This window comes from Miltoncostaea marina (assembly GCF_018141525.1).
Lineage (GTDB): Bacteria > Actinomycetota > Thermoleophilia > Miltoncostaeales > Miltoncostaeaceae > Miltoncostaea > Miltoncostaea marina.
This window is the reverse complement of sequence record NZ_CP064655.1, coordinates 2,563,914-2,577,172: the sequence shown is the minus strand read 5'-3', so window position 1 is coordinate 2,577,172 and position 13,259 is coordinate 2,563,914. Positions and strand designations below refer to the sequence as shown.

Sequence of the window (13,259 nt, the reverse complement as noted above, 5' to 3'; positions counted from 1 at the left end):
CCTTCACCCTCCACACGGGAGACGAGACGATGGGACAGTGGATGGCGGCATGGCTCCACGCGGCGGCGCTCACCGCGCTCGAGCGCGCGCGCGACGACCGCGCGGGGCAGGGCACCGTCGAGTACGTCGGCGTGGTCGTGATGGTCACGTTGCTGATCGGCGCCGTGGCGGTGGCCGCGAAGGGCTGGGCGCCGAGCGTGGGCGGCAGCCTGCGCGAGGCGATCGCCGACGCGATCAAGAAGGCGTCGGGCGGCATCTGACCGTCGCCCCGGGGGCGCGGCCGGCGCGGCCGGGCCCCCGGGCGCCTATCCTGCCTCGCGTGGAGGTCCCCGCCAGCCAGGGTGTCGAGATCGTCCCCAGCAGGGCGGCACCGGTCGGCACGGCCGACCCGAGCCGCCGCTGGGCGCTCGCCACGCCCGGCGGGTTCGCCCGCTTCCACGGCGTCACCCGCCCGGAGGCCGAGGCGGCGATCCCGGCGCTGGCCGCCGCGGGCCACGCGGCGTGGGAGGAGCTTCTCGTGCAGGTGGCCCTGCCGGTGGTGCTGAGCGACGGCGCGGGGCCGTACCTGCTCGACTTCGACGGCCGGGTCACCCTCGTGCTCGGCCCGCACCCGGCCATCGACGATGCCCACGTGGCGATGGGTGAGCCGGCGCCCCTGCACCGCATGGGCCTCGTGCGGCCGGCCGGCAGGGCGGTGTGGCGGTGGCTCGCCAGCGCCCACGTGGGCGAGGACGGACGGGTGGGGGCGCTCGACGGCCTGGCGGCGTGCGACGACCTGGAGGCGGCCCGGGGCTGGGCCGTCTCGGGGCGCGGCTAGGCTGGCCGGTGCACCCTCCGGAGAGCGCCAGGCGATGACCGACTACCGCGTTGAGTTCACGGCCACGTCCTCCGCGTCGATCGCGCCCGACGCCCGCGACCGCCTGGCCACGGCGCTCGCCGGCATGCCCGGGGCGAACGGCGTCGAGGCCACCGCCCACGACCGCCGCCGCAGGCGGGTCACCGCCGCCTTCTGGATCGAGGTGCGGCTGGGCATGGCCGACGCCGCGCGCGACGGCAGCCGGCTCGCCAAGGAGGCGCTGAAGGTGGCCGGCATGGGCGAGGCCCAGCTCGTGGAGCTCTCGGTCGCCATGGGCGAGCGACCGGCGTCGGTCGACGGCGGCGCGCCGCCCGCGTAGGGGCCGCTCGGCCGGTCGCCTACACTCTGCGGGTCGATCGCCGATGCAGGGCGGGCGACCCGATGCGGAGGACCGCTATCCCAGCCCAACCAGCCGATGACGCCCCGGCCACCGTCGGGGGGAGCGCCCTTCCCGGCGGCGTGATGATGCGCACCCGTGACCGGGTGGGCATCGCGGTGCGGCGGGAGCAGGACGGCGTGATCGTGACCGAGGGCTTCCCGGTGGAGCCGCCGTCCGGGCGCTGGGCCCGCTGGCCCTTCATGCGCGGCGTGGTCGCCATCCGCACCGCGCTCACCACGGGCCAGAAGGCGATGTCGATCTCCGAGCGCCTGCGCTGGGAGGAGGTCGTCCCGGAGGGCGAGGAGCCCGGCCCCGAGGACGATCGCGACGACACGATCGGCTTCTGGGGCAAGGTGGCGATCGGCGCGGGCGCGCTGCTCGGCGCGGGCGTCCAGATCGCCGCCTTCCGCATCGGCCCGATCGTCATCGCGAAGGAGGCGGGCCTCGAGGGCGCCGCCTTCATCGTGGCCGACGCCGCGATCCGGCTGGTCCTGATGCTCGGGATGCTGCTGCTTCTGAGCCTGCTGCCGCCGTTCCGCAAGATTCTCAAGTACCACGGCGCCGAGCACCAGGCGATCGCCGCCCACGAGGCGCGCGCCCCGCTCACCGCCGCGGCCGCCGCCGGGTTCAGCCGCTTCCATCCCCGCTGCGGCACCTCGTTCCTCGTGGTCTCGGCGGTCGTCTCGATCGCGGTCTACGGCGCCGTGCTGGCGATCACGGGCGTGTTCACCTACCCGGCGCTCATCGCCACCCGCCTGCTGGGCGCGCCCATCGTCACCGCCATCGCCTTCGAGCTGCAGCGGCAGGCCGCCATGCGCGCCGAGGGGCGCCTGCGCTTCCTCTCGTGGCCCGGCATGTGGGCCCAGGGCCTGACGACCGCGCCGCCCGACCCGCCGGAGCTCGAGGTCGCCTGCGCCGCCCTCGCCACCGCGCTCGAGGCGCCCGAGGCCGAGCCCGCCGTCGCCGAGGCCGGCGCCGGCGTCGATGCCGAGCGCGCCGACGGCCGCGAGCGGCGCGGCGGCGACCCGGGGGCCGTCCAGCCGCAGCCGCTGGCCTGACCGCGCCGACGCCCCCCGTCCCCGAGCCGCCCCAGTTCGTCTCCACAGGGCGGCTGCCCGAGCCCGGCGACGTCGACCGCCGGCTGGCCGAGGCCCACGCCCGCTTCGCCGGCGTCACCGAGGGCGCCCCCTCCGACGTCTACCCCGCGCTCACGCGCGTGCCGCCCGACCTCTTCGGGCTCTGCGTGGTTGGCACCAGCGGCCGCGTGACCGCGGCCGGCGACGCCGACCACCCGTTCACCATCCAGAGCGTGGCCAAGCCGTTCGTCTTCGCGCTCGTCTGCGAGCGCCTGGGGGCAGACGCCATGCGCGAGCGCGTCGGCGCCGACGCCACCGGCCTGCCGTTCAACTCGGTCGCCGCCGTCGAGCGCGGCGGCGGCGTCACCAACCCCATGGTCAACCCGGGCGCCATCGTCACCACCAGCCTGGTCCCGGGCCGCGACGCCGCCGAGCGCTGGCGCTTCCTCCACGAGGGGCTCTCCGCGTTCGCCGGCCGCGAGCTCGAGGTCGACGAGGAGGTGCTCGAGTCGGCCCTCGCCAGCAACGCCCGCAACCACGCCATCGCGCGCCTGCTCCAGAGCTACGGCCGCCTCGGCTGCGACCCGCACGGCACGGTCGAGCTCTACACCCGCCAGTCCTGCCTGCGCGTGACCGCCCGCGACCTCGCCACCATGGGCGCCACCCTCGCCGACGGCGGGGTCAACCCCGTCACCGGCCGGCGCGTGGTCGACGGCCGCGTCTGCCACTCGACCCTCGCCGCGATGGTCACCGCAGGCATGTACGAGCGCTCCGGCCAGTGGTTCTCCGAGGTCGGCCTGCCCGCCAAGAGTGGCGTCGGCGGCGGCATCGTCACCGTCTCGCCCGGCAAGGGCGGCATGGGCGTCTTCTCGCCCCGCGTCGACGCCGCCGGCAACAGCGTGCGCGGGCAGCTCGCCACCCGCCACCTGTCCACGCGCCTCGGGCTGCACCTGCTCCTCTCCGAGCCCGAGCGGTAGCGCCCCCCGGAGCCCGGCCGCGCCGCCGCTGGCCCGCGGCCCGCCCGCGGTGGTTCACTGGGCCCACGACCGCACAGGGGGAGCGCAGGTGGCCGACCGCGAGCACGACGACGCCGACGACGACCCGACCGCGCCGCCCCGCCGGCGGCTCGAGGCCCTCCGCGCCGCCCGCGGCGCCGCGGGCGGCCGCACCGGCATCCTCCTCCCGCCGGTCTTCGGCGGGCCCACCTACCGCCTCACCGCCCGCCAGCCGTACCAGGCGTCACCCGAGGCCTACCTCGTCGCCTGGAACGCCCAGGTCTTCCTGCCGTTCGACGACACGATCTCCTGGGAGGTCGATCACGACCACCGGGGCTCGCCGCTCCTCGGCCTCGACGCCGTCTTCGCCGACACCCCCGACGGCCCCGCCACCGTCACCATCGAGATCGTCGCCCGCTCCTGGCCGGGCGTGACCGGTCACGTCACCGCCATCGGCTTCCGCGACGCGGTCACCGTGCGGGCGGCCATCAGCCAGACCCTCGCGCCGCACACCATCGAGCTCACCGTCCCGCCGCCGGGCCCCCGCGAGCTCGAGGTCGCGATGGTCATCGAGCACGGCGTCCGCGACCTGACCTTCCGCTCGCTCACGCTGGGCCCCGCCCGGCCGGTGATCGGCCCCGTCCTCGGCTGAGCGGACCGCCGCCGCCGCGGCCGGCTGCGGCATGATCCACCCCGCGGGCGCGTAGCTCAGCTGGTCAGAGCAGGGGACTCATAATCCCTGGGTCGCAGGTTCGAGTCCTGCCGCGCCCACTCGATAAGGCCCTGTAAATAGAGATGCGGCGTTCGGGCCGGGCCGGCCCGGTTTGCCAGGGTGTGACCCGAAGCGTAATCATCGCTGGCGATGGCAGCGTCCTACCAGCGCACCTCCGTTCCCGGGATCTACCGTCGCGGCAACCGGTACTCGGTCGGCTACACCGACCCGTCCGGACGCCGGCGCAAGCGCTCTGCGGCGACCATGGCCGAGGCGCGCCGGCTGAAGGCCTCGCTCGCGACCGACGTCGCCCGCGGCGACTACCGCGAGCTGTCCGACCTGCGCTTCGACGAGTACGCCCGCGAGTGGGTGCGGACCTACCAGGGGCGCACCGGCCGCGGCATCCGCGAGGCGACGCTCGAGGAGTACCGCAGGGACCTCGAGCTCGACCCGATCCCGTTCTTCGGCCGCACGCGCCTCGCCGAGATCGAGCCGCGCCACATCAAGGCCCTCGCGAAGCACATCGCCGACCGCGGCGTCGCGCCGGCCACCGTCCGGACGATCATGGCGCCCGTCCGGGCCCTCTTCGCCACCGCCGCGGAGGAAGGCCTCATCCGCAGCAACCCCTGCGCCGGCATCCGCCTCGCCGGCCGGCGATCGGTCGTCACCGACGAGCTGCCCGACACCCGGCGCGCCCTCACCGAGGAGGAGCTGGCCCGCATCATCGCGGAGACGCCGGAGGAGTGGCGCCTGTTCGTCCGGTTCCTGGCGCAGACCGGAGTCCGGATCGGCGAGGCGATCGCGCTCCGGTGGGGCGACGTCGACCTCGGCGCCCGGCGCGTGAAGGTGCGGCGGCGGATCTACAAGGGGAAGGTCGATGTCCCGAAGAGCCGCTACGGCATCCGCGACATCCCGATCTCGACCGCGCTCGCCCAGGATCTCTGGCGCTGGCGCGCGGCCTCCGGCAACCCGGCCGACGAGGCGCCGCTCTTCCCGAGCAAGACCGGCACGCATCTGAACGGCGAGAACCTGCTCGGCCGCTTCCTCAAGCCGGCGGTGATCCGGGCGGGCGTGCCGTGGGCTGGCTTCCACACTCTCCGCCACACCTGCGCGTCGATGCTCTTCCGGGCAGGCTGGAATGCAAAGCAGGTCCAGGTCGTCCTGGGTCACCATTCGCCCGCCTTCACGCTCGCGACGTACGTCCACCTAATCTCCGAGGACCTGCCCGAGCCGCAGTTCCCCGACGTCCTCACGGGGCCCCCGCCTACGGCGGACACAGGTGCGGAGAGCGCCGAGGCCATCGAGGGGCTGCCCGCGCCGCAGAAGCGGCCCTGAGGCCCTCCAGGCGGTCTCACGCCGCCCGCCGGCGCGCGAAGCGCCCGGTCGGTTCACCGCGGAGGTGCGCCTCGACCTCGGCGCGGGCAACGAGCGTGCGCCCGCCTTCCTTGATCCGCGTCAGCACGCGCTGGGAGAGCAGGTCATCGACGCGCTGGCGCTTGCAGCGCAGGTAGGCGGCGGCCTCCGGCACGCTCAGGTACGGCGACTCGGGTGGGGCAGCCTCGTCCCGCTCTCCCCGGAGGAGCGCGACGACGCGCCGGGCAACCCGCTCCACGTCGTCCTCGGAGAGTCGCAGCCGCACACAGAGCTCCCCGTCCCCGGTGATCTGTCCTTCCCGGCGATCTACGTCTTCATCCCCAGCCCCATCCTCGACGACGCGCTCCACGGCGCGGTTCACGAATTAGAGGGGTGAGGATGGAGAGAATCACCCCCCACCAAGCCGGAACGCGCGCCACTGGTCGCGCCGTCCCGTTCCGAGGATGATCGCGTCCCAAGTACTGGTGTAGGAACGGGCGCGGGCTGAAAGCAGGGACCAGCCACCGCGCGTCTGCCTCAGCACAGGTTGGGTTAGGCGACCCTGTGCTGAGGCTTGTCCTTCAGATGTTTGTGGAAGAACTGGCCACGGGACTGCGCCGGAGCAGTCATCGCCTCCCAGACGTCGGCGGGACAGGCTTCGTAGGCCCACTCTGCGCCATCGTGGAAGCGGAGATAAATTACCTCTGCTTCAGGGTCGTAAGCCTCAGCGGCAATCGCCTTTGAATCGACCAACCGCCACTCAAGGTCCATTGTTCACCTCGTAGGTACCACGCCAAGCGGCCAGAGCCGGCGCGAGATCGGGTAGGGAAGGCTCCTGGCGCCACGGTGTGAGCGGAGGATCTTCTGCGAGTGGCAGAGGATTCGGGCAATCAACGACCATCCGTGCCGGTAGTACCACCGCCTCGCCGCTGACGACAGCCTCACCGGTACGCAGCGCGGGGAGTGCTGCGGCGAGGCCTGCGACGCTGTCGGGCAGCGCATGCTGAATCTTGCTCTGATCCGCGCTGTTCGTCAGCCGAAGCGCAAGCAAGGTCCCGCATTGCGCGAGGGCGGTGTCCGGGAGTTCGGACGGGCGCTGAGTTACGAGCAGCAGTCCGACGCCGTACTTTCGGCCTTCCCGCGCGATGCGGTTGGCCGACTCCTTGGCCATAGCGGCGGCTTCGTCGCTCAGATAGCGATGTGCTTCTTCGAGGACGATAAGGACCGGCAGGGGGCGTCCAAGCCCCGGTCCGGCGGGCGGAGTCCGCACCGCCACTTCGAAGAGAAGATGGAGCACGACGCCGATCGCGAGCTCAGAGGCCTCATCCGGAACGCCGCTGAAGTCGAGGACAGAAACAGGGTGCAGGCCGCCGAGCCATTCGTGCATCGTCGCCACCAGCGGATCCGGCCCTTCGACATCGCCTCGTGGCTCTCTCAGGAAGGAGAGCCTCGGATCACGGAGGCCGAAGCGCAGGAGTTCGGGAGTGTTCCCGAACGTGCCATAGATCGGGCTCTGGTGGGGCGCTTGACCGGCGGGGCCGTAGGGCACGAACTCGGCAGGAGTAAGGGCCTCGGGATCGCCGGCGTCAACGAGCCGCACCGTCGCCGGGTCGTTCTTAACGTCGCGAACCTCGCGGTTTTCCCAGTCGAGCCGATGCCAGACTCTTCCCACGTCAAAGGGGACAGGCGTGTCCGCGGTGACGGCCGCCGGGCTGAGATTGAGCCATTGGGCGGCCTCAACAAAGCGGCGCCGCTCATCCGCAACAAGTTCGGCGAACCGCCGCCCAGCCGTTCCTCCTCCTGCGGAGCCGGTGAAGACGCGGAGGACATCGCTGGCGGGTAGAGCCCAGTAGGGCACCCTGAGTCGTCCGGTGCCACTCCCAAGGACGGATCGGACATTCGCGTGCGATTCCAATGCCCGGGAGTACTCGCCATGCGGGTCGATCACGACGATGTTGGCTGCCTTCCACCCCTCGCGTGCGAGGCCCTGAAGAAGGGATGCGACTGCGCTGGTCTTGCCGGAGCCAGTCGAGCCGACGACGGCCGCATGGCGGACCACGAACCGGCCGATGTCGAGTGCGACTGGGACGTCGTCGGCTGCGGAGAGCCTTCCCAGTCGGAGGTGATCATTGCCTGGGGGCGGGAAGACGGACGCCAAGTCGGCTGCCGTCGCGAAGTGGACTGGGTCGTCCAAACCAGGGTAGGAGCCAACTCCGCGTTGGAACCGCTTCGTGCCGTGGTCAATCTCCCCGAGCAATTGCACCTGGAGCCATCGCTCGCCAGTCTGAACGGCATCTGCAGGCGCCGGCGCGCCAGCCAACTCTGAGATCCCTAGAAGGGTTACTGTGGCCACCAGGTCGATGAGGCCTTGCGGGATCCGCACGAGAGATCCAATCTGACCGATCGGCTGAAGGCGTCCTCGGTAGATCGGAGCGACGCCCGCGAGATCGGGGTTCAGGGCAACAGTGACCTGTGCGCCCAAGACGTGACGGACGCGTCCAATGCATGTCGGCTCGCTTTCACTCATTCGTGTCTCCCGGCCCCGTCTCAGGCGCTGACTGATCAGCGAGAAGCGCGCGCAGCGCGCCGTCCAGTCGTCGCTCAAGCTCTCCGTCGACAGGGGAGCTGCGGGCTAGGAAGGTCGCCAGTGCGGCAAAATCACCAAGTGCAAAGCGGTCGCTGATCCAGACGTCATCCGGTGCTGGCCTCTCGGCCTTCCAGTCCCTTCTGACGCCTGAGAGCACCGCCTCCGTCGGAGCCGTTACCTGTAGGTTCGGAGTGCGAGCGGCGTGTGCGGCGAGTTCGTCGGGGATCTCGGAATAGCAGAACGCGATGACCTCGGAGCGGGGTCGGCGTCTTAGCGAGTCGAAGAGAAGCTCGTTGAGGTGCTCGTCCTGCCAGGAGTAGCCGGTCACTAGTACGAGGGTTTCGTTCTCCAAGAGGGCCCTTCGGAAGCGGTCCTGCAGCACCATGAAGGGCACCCGACGGGATTCCTGGTACTTGGTGTCGGATGGGAAGATTGCGGCAGGCGAGGCTCCGCGGACCGGTGTTCCGAGACGGACAATCTCTGGGATGCCGGTTTGCTCCCACTCCCAGTTCACGGAGCCGTGCAGCTTCCACAGCCGAACCAGGAAACGTGGAAGCCATGCCTCTTGATCGCTCCTCGTCGATTCGACCAGGTCGGTGTGGAAGCGACTGCGCAGCGATCCGACGAAGCCGTCGAAGTACGGAACGCGAAGCGCTTCCAGGGCCGTTTCGAGCACGAGATCGTAGTTCACCGTGAAGAGCTCGAGGGGCAGGTGGTAGCTCGCTCGGCCCGTCCACGCGGCGAAGTTGAGTGCCGGCTTGAGATTCGCTCGTTCAACCCCGAGGTGATTGACGATCAACCGGCAAACCTCGGCGTCGAGCGCGGTTGCGTCATTTCGGCTGAGGCCATCGACCCTGTCGTCCCCCTCGACCAGCGCCGCAATGCGGCGCAGCCTGCTCAGAGCCTCCTCGAGGTTTCGGCTCGCAAGCTGCGCCTGAAAGGCAGCCGCGTCTGCGTCTCGGAGATCGGCGAGAACAAGCTTCTCGAGACCGTCAACGTCGGGCAGGCCGCATGCCCTCGACGCGCCAGCCCCCAAGAACGCGCATACGTGTCGGGATCGCGTTGCGAGCTTCTGGCCGAGCGAATGGACAAAGGAGGCAGGGTCATGTGCGGACATGACCGACAACAGTAGTTCCAAGGGCGGACTGCATACCGCCGCCGTCCCGCCATGTCGTTGCGCGCCTCGACGGGTCTTGGCTCGGTGCCCGACTGGCGCCCCCGCGGACCGAGGCCCAGGTAGGCGGCCAGCTGGCGCGGGTTCTCGAAGCGGCGCACGTCGCCGATCGCCGCCACCAGGGTGACGGCGGTGGTCGCGTTCACCCCCGGGATCGTCATCAGGCGCCGCACGCGCGGGTCGGCGACCACCGCGCGCGCCAGGTCGGCCTCGATCGCCCGAAGCTCGGCTGAGACGAAGTCGATCTCGCGCAGGAGGCCTTCGAGGGTGCGCCGCTCGTGGGCCGGCAGAGACGCCGACACCTCGGCCAGCCAGCGCCGGCCCGAGGGGCCGAAGGGCGCCGCCCCCGGAGGGCGGCCGGCCAGGTTGCGGGCGAGGATCGCGTGGACCTGGTTCTTGGCCCGCACCCGCTGGACGACCAGCTGGCGCCGGCGCGCCACCTGGCGGCGCAGGGCGATCGTGGCCGGGTCGGCGACCCAGGTCTCGGGCAGGAAGCCCGCCGCCGACAGGCGGCAGAGGGTGCGCGCATCCAGCGCGTCGGTCTTGGCGCGGGCGTGGGCGATCGCGCGCAGCGCGCGCGGGTGGGCGAGCACCACCCGACCGGCGTGCGGGGCCAGGAGCTCGGCGATCGCCCAGGCCGATCCGGTCGCCTCGAGCACCACCTGGTCGTCGGGGCGCAGGGCGGCGACGAAGGCCGAAAGCGCGGCCGGGCTGGTGCCGAGGCGCGGGGCGCGGCGGATCGCCCCGTCCTCGCAGACGGCCACCTCGCAGAAGTCGCGGTGGACGTCGAGGGCGATGTGGCGCATGGAACACCTCCTTCGTCAGCGTTTGCTCGACGCGGAGGACCCAGCGGGCGAACGACAGACACGGATCCGTGCTCGCGGCACACCCGGGCAGGTCGCAGGGGCGGCCACACACAACTAGCGAGCTCGCGGCTCAGTGGGTTAACGGCCTGCCCAGCCTGGTCCTCCCGGAAGCCCCCGGCCCGGTGCCGACGACGCTATCCCCGTCGGGCCGGACGCGCGAGCTCCGTGACGCCATTCATATGCCCACACACTTGCACCCGTACGGTGCCGGACACATCCGAACGCTGTCCGCGGGAGGATGCGGAGGCCCCGCGGGTGGCTCGACACACTTGTGCCCGGCGCGCCAACGCCGTGGCCAGCACTCGATGAGTGCCCCCCGGGGCCTCCGGGGTGGGTCGGCGTCGCTTGATAGGAGCCAGCAACCCGACGGGTGCCTGCGCGCCGTCCCATCCGCATCCTAGGTCAGCTCGAGGAGGCGGTCATGGTGGTCTTCGGTGTCGACGCCCACAAGGCCAGCTTCGCCATCGCGGGGATCGACGCGGTCGGGCGCCAGCTGTGCGCCGACACGTTCTCGAACGACCCGGAGGGCCACCAGGCGCTGCTCGCCTGGGCGCGAGATGAGGCGCCCGGGGATCGGCGCTTCGGCATCGAGGGCGCCGGCAGCTTCGGGCGTGCCCTGGCGCTGGCGCTGATCGAGGCCGGCGAGCGCGTCGTGGAGGTGCCGACCAAGCTCACCGACACCCAGCGCGCGCGCATGGCGGGGCAGGGAAAGAGCGACGCGCGCGACGCCCTGGCCGCCGCCCGGGTGGCCCTTCGCGAGGGCGATCGCCTGGTGCCGATCGGGCCCGAGCTTCCCGGCGCGCGCGAGCTGAAGCTGCTCGGCGACTACCGCCGCCAGCTGATCGGCGAGCGCACCCGCACGGCGAACCGCCTGCACGCGGACCTGGTCGTGATCTGTCCGGGCTACGAGCGCCACTGCGGCGCGCTGCGCGCCCGCTACCAGCTGCGGCGCGCCGGCGAGCTCCTTGCCGGACGTCCGGACGTCCACGCGCGGCTGGCCACGCGGCGCCTCGAGCGCCTGGTCGAGCTGGATGCGGAGATCCGCGATCTCGGTCGCGAGATCGCAGAGCGCGTGCGCCAGATCGGAACGGGCCTGGTCGCCCTGGTCGGGATCGGGCCGATCACGCCGGCCAGATCATCGGCGAGGTGCGCGACCCGCGCCGCTACGCCACCCCGGATCAGTTCGCCCGCGCCAACGGCACCGCGCCGATCCCGGCATCGAGTGGCGCCCGCACCCGCCATCGCCTCAACCGCGGCGGGAACCGCCGCCTCAACCATGCCCTGCACGTGATGGCGCTCACCCAGGCCGGCAGGGACCCGCGCGCCCGCGCCTACCTCGATCGCCGCCGCGCCGAAGGCCGCACCGGGCGCGACGGACTACGGGCGCTGAAGCGACGCCTCTCCGACGTCGTGTGGCGTCAGCTGCAGGCCGACGCCAGGGTGCTTCTGCCCGCACGTCCGGCCGCGGCCTGAGGAGCCGCGTGCCGGCGGCTTGACAAACATAGGAGTACATCCGCGATGCAGTGCCCATGTGTCCGGACGTCCGGACAACTCCAAGGCGACGTGCGCGGCTGAGCGCGGTTCCGCATCGACGCCCGCCGGGGTGTGGTCGGTGCGCGCGAGCGCACCAATGCGCGCCGGCGTTCCGTCGGACTATCGCGACGGAGCAAAGAGCTCGGGATCGATCCTGCCAGCCTGCGCAAACGGCACTTCGCGCTCCCCTCGGCCGAAGACATCGCCGTACACGCGCGCGAGGAGACTGAACGCGTCCCTCCCTGGATCGCCCGTACCCTGGACCCTGACGGTGTGCTGGTCGATCGTGGCCGACACAGTGTCAAGCGCTGGGCCGCGGCCCAAATTCAAACGCAGCGAGACTGGGACTCGCTCGCGAAAATGGCGCACTTCGGCGCGGACATGCCAGCCCAGCGGAGGGTGGCGGGCCATGGCGGGTGCGACGCACTCATACACAAAGCGTAGAGCCTCGAACGTAAACTCAACAAGCGCCCAGGGGTTCAGGATGACTGTGTCGAGTTCGGCTCTCTTGGCACCCATCGGGCTCTGAGCCCATCCCAAGAAATCCGGATAGGCCAGCGCGCCGGCGGTCGTGACACCCGAGCCACGGATAATCGTGCCTTGTCGTGTGAGGAGCGACGCGAGTCTGGGTCCGAGGGGGTTCAGGTCCCAGTCCAAGTTGAGATCGAACCCGTCGGGGCGGAGCCCGCGCCAGCGACGCGCTTGCTCTCGAAATTCCCCGTGGAAGTCCTGAACGCCTGGCCTGCCTGTCGGAACCGCTTGAACCGCATACCAGCCCCAATCTTCCCACTCCGGCTGACTCTCCAAGAACTCAAGGTCCTCAGATGCCTCGGTCTCTAAGGAGAGCCCCTCGTCGGTGGCAGCCGAAGGCGCGCCCCCGGACCGCCCACGAGCGAGGTGCATCTGTATGACCTCGGGTCGCTCCCAATGCGTCTGGTCTCCCCAACGAGTTGGCCAACCAACGCCATGCGGAACGTCGTCGGCCTCGTCGTCGCTAGGGAATCTATCGACCACAAATGGCCGGTCTCGCTCATCCTGCGCCGCAACGTAGAGCGCGACGAGTAGAACCTCCTCGCCATCAGCTTCACCCGGATGCCGGACTACCCCAAAATCCCTGACGATAGGAAACACGTGAGCTTTGACGAGGTCACGGTATCGGGTCTCCTCGACGGAGGTGGGTCGCACACTGGCGATTCCTGAGGCGGCTTCCATCCTTGTCGTCGCGTCTCGCTGGGTCTCGACGCCGACGACAATGATGCCTCCGCGGCTGTTTGCGAACGCCGCAACGTCAGCCACAAGGCCTCGTCGCCCGTTCCGCGAGCCAAGGTTGTATGGCCTTGCCTTGAAGTCGAGCTCCTGCCCTTCCTCCAGGCCTACCAAGGCGTCGAACGTGCCGGCGTCGAGAATCCGCTGAATCTCGCGTCGTGTTGTCATATTCGGGAGCCAGAACGACCGGGGTCACTTGTGGTACGTAAGTCTACCGCTGAGACCCAAACGCCGGCGTCGGCATCCGCGGCTCGCAGACGCCTCCCAGTGTCCGCGCAGCCGAGCACGGATCGTGACCCTTGGTGCCTTTGCTCAGCCAGTTGATCGCGGGCGTTCAGAACCACGATTGCGACGCTCGACCAGCCATGGATCGCAGTGGATTTGCAGGTACTGCCCATCTACGTTGACAATGATGTTGAACTCGGGTGCCTGAATCACCTGAAGCGACAGCGGAGCGGGTGG

14 protein-coding genes, 1 tRNA gene and 2 pseudogenes are annotated in these 13,259 nt (G+C 70.9%); 11 read left to right on the top strand and 6 right to left on the bottom strand.

Translation table 11 applies throughout. The features are described from left to right. The first annotated feature begins 41 nt into the window (after window positions 1-41). The 8 genes from ITJ85_RS13035 (at window position 42) to ITJ85_RS13000 (ending at window position 5,353) form a co-directional block, all read left to right on the top strand. A complete protein-coding gene (locus ITJ85_RS13035; RefSeq protein WP_217913538.1) occupies window positions 42-260 on the top strand; it encodes a hypothetical protein in 219 nt (72 codons plus the stop codon). Window positions 261-319: 59 nt separating this feature from the next. Next, window positions 320-817, top strand: coding sequence for a hypothetical protein (locus ITJ85_RS13030; protein WP_217913537.1), 498 nt, complete (start codon window positions 320-322; stop codon window positions 815-817). A 34-nt stretch (window positions 818-851) separates the two neighbouring features. Further along, window positions 852-1,175, top strand: a complete 324-nt coding sequence (locus ITJ85_RS13025; RefSeq protein ID WP_217913536.1) for a hypothetical protein — start codon at window positions 852-854, stop codon at window positions 1,173-1,175. Between the two features lie 146 nt (window positions 1,176-1,321). Then, window positions 1,322-2,293, top strand: a complete 972-nt coding sequence (locus ITJ85_RS13020) for a DUF1385 domain-containing protein (protein WP_217913535.1) — start codon at window positions 1,322-1,324, stop codon at window positions 2,291-2,293. After that, window positions 2,290-3,288, top strand: coding sequence for a glutaminase A (glsA, locus tag ITJ85_RS13015; protein WP_246496413.1), 999 nt, complete (start codon window positions 2,290-2,292; stop codon window positions 3,286-3,288). The genes ITJ85_RS13020 and glsA overlap by 4 nt, the downstream gene beginning before the upstream one ends. A gap of 88 nt (window positions 3,289-3,376) precedes the next feature. Then, window positions 3,377-3,958: a hypothetical protein gene (locus ITJ85_RS13010; protein ID WP_217913534.1), complete on the top strand. Its 582-nt coding sequence runs from the start codon at window positions 3,377-3,379 to the stop codon at window positions 3,956-3,958. Window positions 3,959-4,003: 45 nt separating this feature from the next. Further along, window positions 4,004-4,077: transfer RNA gene (locus ITJ85_RS13005), tRNA-Ile, on the top strand. Between the two features lie 91 nt (window positions 4,078-4,168). After that, complete coding sequence (locus tag ITJ85_RS13000; RefSeq protein WP_217913533.1) at window positions 4,169-5,353, top strand: tyrosine-type recombinase/integrase; 1,185 nt, start codon at window positions 4,169-4,171, stop codon at window positions 5,351-5,353. 16 nt (window positions 5,354-5,369) lie between these two features. Here ITJ85_RS13000 and ITJ85_RS12995 read toward each other — a convergent pair whose 3' ends face one another. The 5 genes from ITJ85_RS12995 to ITJ85_RS17275 all read right to left on the bottom strand — a co-directional run bounded on the left by ITJ85_RS12995 (window position 5,370) and on the right by ITJ85_RS17275 (window position 9,938). After that, window positions 5,370-5,753 carry a helix-turn-helix domain-containing protein gene (locus ITJ85_RS12995; RefSeq protein ID WP_217913532.1) on the bottom strand — a complete coding sequence of 128 codons (384 nt, stop codon included), beginning with the start codon at window positions 5,751-5,753 and terminating at the stop codon, window positions 5,370-5,372. Window positions 5,754-5,923: 170 nt separating this feature from the next. Beyond that, entirely contained in the window at window positions 5,924-6,142 is a 219-nt protein-coding gene (locus ITJ85_RS12990) for a KTSC domain-containing protein (protein WP_217913531.1), read from the bottom strand. After that, window positions 6,132-7,853, bottom strand: a complete 1,722-nt coding sequence (locus ITJ85_RS12985; protein WP_217913530.1) for an ATP-binding protein — start codon at window positions 7,851-7,853, stop codon at window positions 6,132-6,134. Before ITJ85_RS12985 ends, ITJ85_RS12990 begins: the two co-directional genes overlap by 11 nt. 37 nt (window positions 7,854-7,890) lie before the next feature. Further along, window positions 7,891-8,964: an SIR2 family protein gene (locus ITJ85_RS12980; protein WP_425517119.1), complete on the bottom strand. Its 1,074-nt coding sequence runs from the start codon at window positions 8,962-8,964 to the stop codon at window positions 7,891-7,893. Next, window positions 8,856-9,938: an IS110 family RNA-guided transposase gene (locus ITJ85_RS17275; RefSeq protein ID WP_246496261.1), complete on the bottom strand. Its 1,083-nt coding sequence runs from the start codon at window positions 9,936-9,938 to the stop codon at window positions 8,856-8,858. Before ITJ85_RS17275 ends, ITJ85_RS12980 begins: the two co-directional genes overlap by 109 nt. 481 nt (window positions 9,939-10,419) lie before the next feature. On the opposite strand from ITJ85_RS17275, the pseudogene ITJ85_RS17695 reads away from it, so the two are divergent. The 3 genes and pseudogenes from ITJ85_RS17695 to ITJ85_RS12970 form a co-directional block, all read left to right on the top strand. After that, window positions 10,420-10,887, top strand: a pseudogene (locus ITJ85_RS17695) (IS110 family transposase); the annotation flags it as partial. Between the two features lie 257 nt (window positions 10,888-11,144). Beyond that, window positions 11,145-11,276, top strand: a pseudogene (locus tag ITJ85_RS17690) (transposase); the annotation flags it as partial. A 12-nt stretch (window positions 11,277-11,288) separates the two neighbouring features. After that, window positions 11,289-11,471: a hypothetical protein gene (locus tag ITJ85_RS12970; RefSeq protein WP_217915979.1), complete on the top strand. Its 183-nt coding sequence runs from the start codon at window positions 11,289-11,291 to the stop codon at window positions 11,469-11,471. Window positions 11,472-11,651: 180 nt separating this feature from the next. Here ITJ85_RS12970 and ITJ85_RS12965 read toward each other — a convergent pair whose 3' ends face one another. After that, window positions 11,652-12,965 (bottom strand): AlbA family DNA-binding domain-containing protein, encoded by a 1,314-nt coding sequence (locus ITJ85_RS12965; protein ID WP_217913527.1) that lies wholly within the window; start codon window positions 12,963-12,965, stop codon window positions 11,652-11,654. Window positions 12,966-13,259: the final 294 nt, after the last annotated feature.

Excerpts from the sequence above, each read along its gene's own strand:
- ITJ85_RS13035 (WP_217913538.1), top strand. The coding sequence starts at position 42 with ATGGCGGCATGGCTCCACGCGGCGGCGCTCACCGCGCTCGAGCGCGCG.
- ITJ85_RS13025 (WP_217913536.1), top strand. The coding sequence starts at position 852 with ATGACCGACTACCGCGTTGAGTTCACGGCCACGTCCTCCGCGTCGATC.
- ITJ85_RS13020 (WP_217913535.1), top strand. The coding sequence starts at position 1,322 with ATGCGCACCCGTGACCGGGTGGGCATCGCGGTGCGGCGGGAGCAGGAC.
- ITJ85_RS13000 (WP_217913533.1), top strand. The coding sequence starts at position 4,169 with ATGGCAGCGTCCTACCAGCGCACCTCCGTTCCCGGGATCTACCGTCGC.
- ITJ85_RS12990 (WP_217913531.1), bottom strand. The coding sequence starts at position 6,142 with ATGGACCTTGAGTGGCGGTTGGTCGATTCAAAGGCGATTGCCGCTGAG.
- ITJ85_RS17275 (WP_246496261.1), bottom strand. The coding sequence starts at position 9,938 with ATGCGCCACATCGCCCTCGACGTCCACCGCGACTTCTGCGAGGTGGCC.
- ITJ85_RS12970 (WP_217915979.1), top strand. The coding sequence starts at position 11,289 with ATGGCGCTCACCCAGGCCGGCAGGGACCCGCGCGCCCGCGCCTACCTC.
- ITJ85_RS12965 (WP_217913527.1), bottom strand. The coding sequence starts at position 12,965 with ATGACAACACGACGCGAGATTCAGCGGATTCTCGACGCCGGCACGTTC.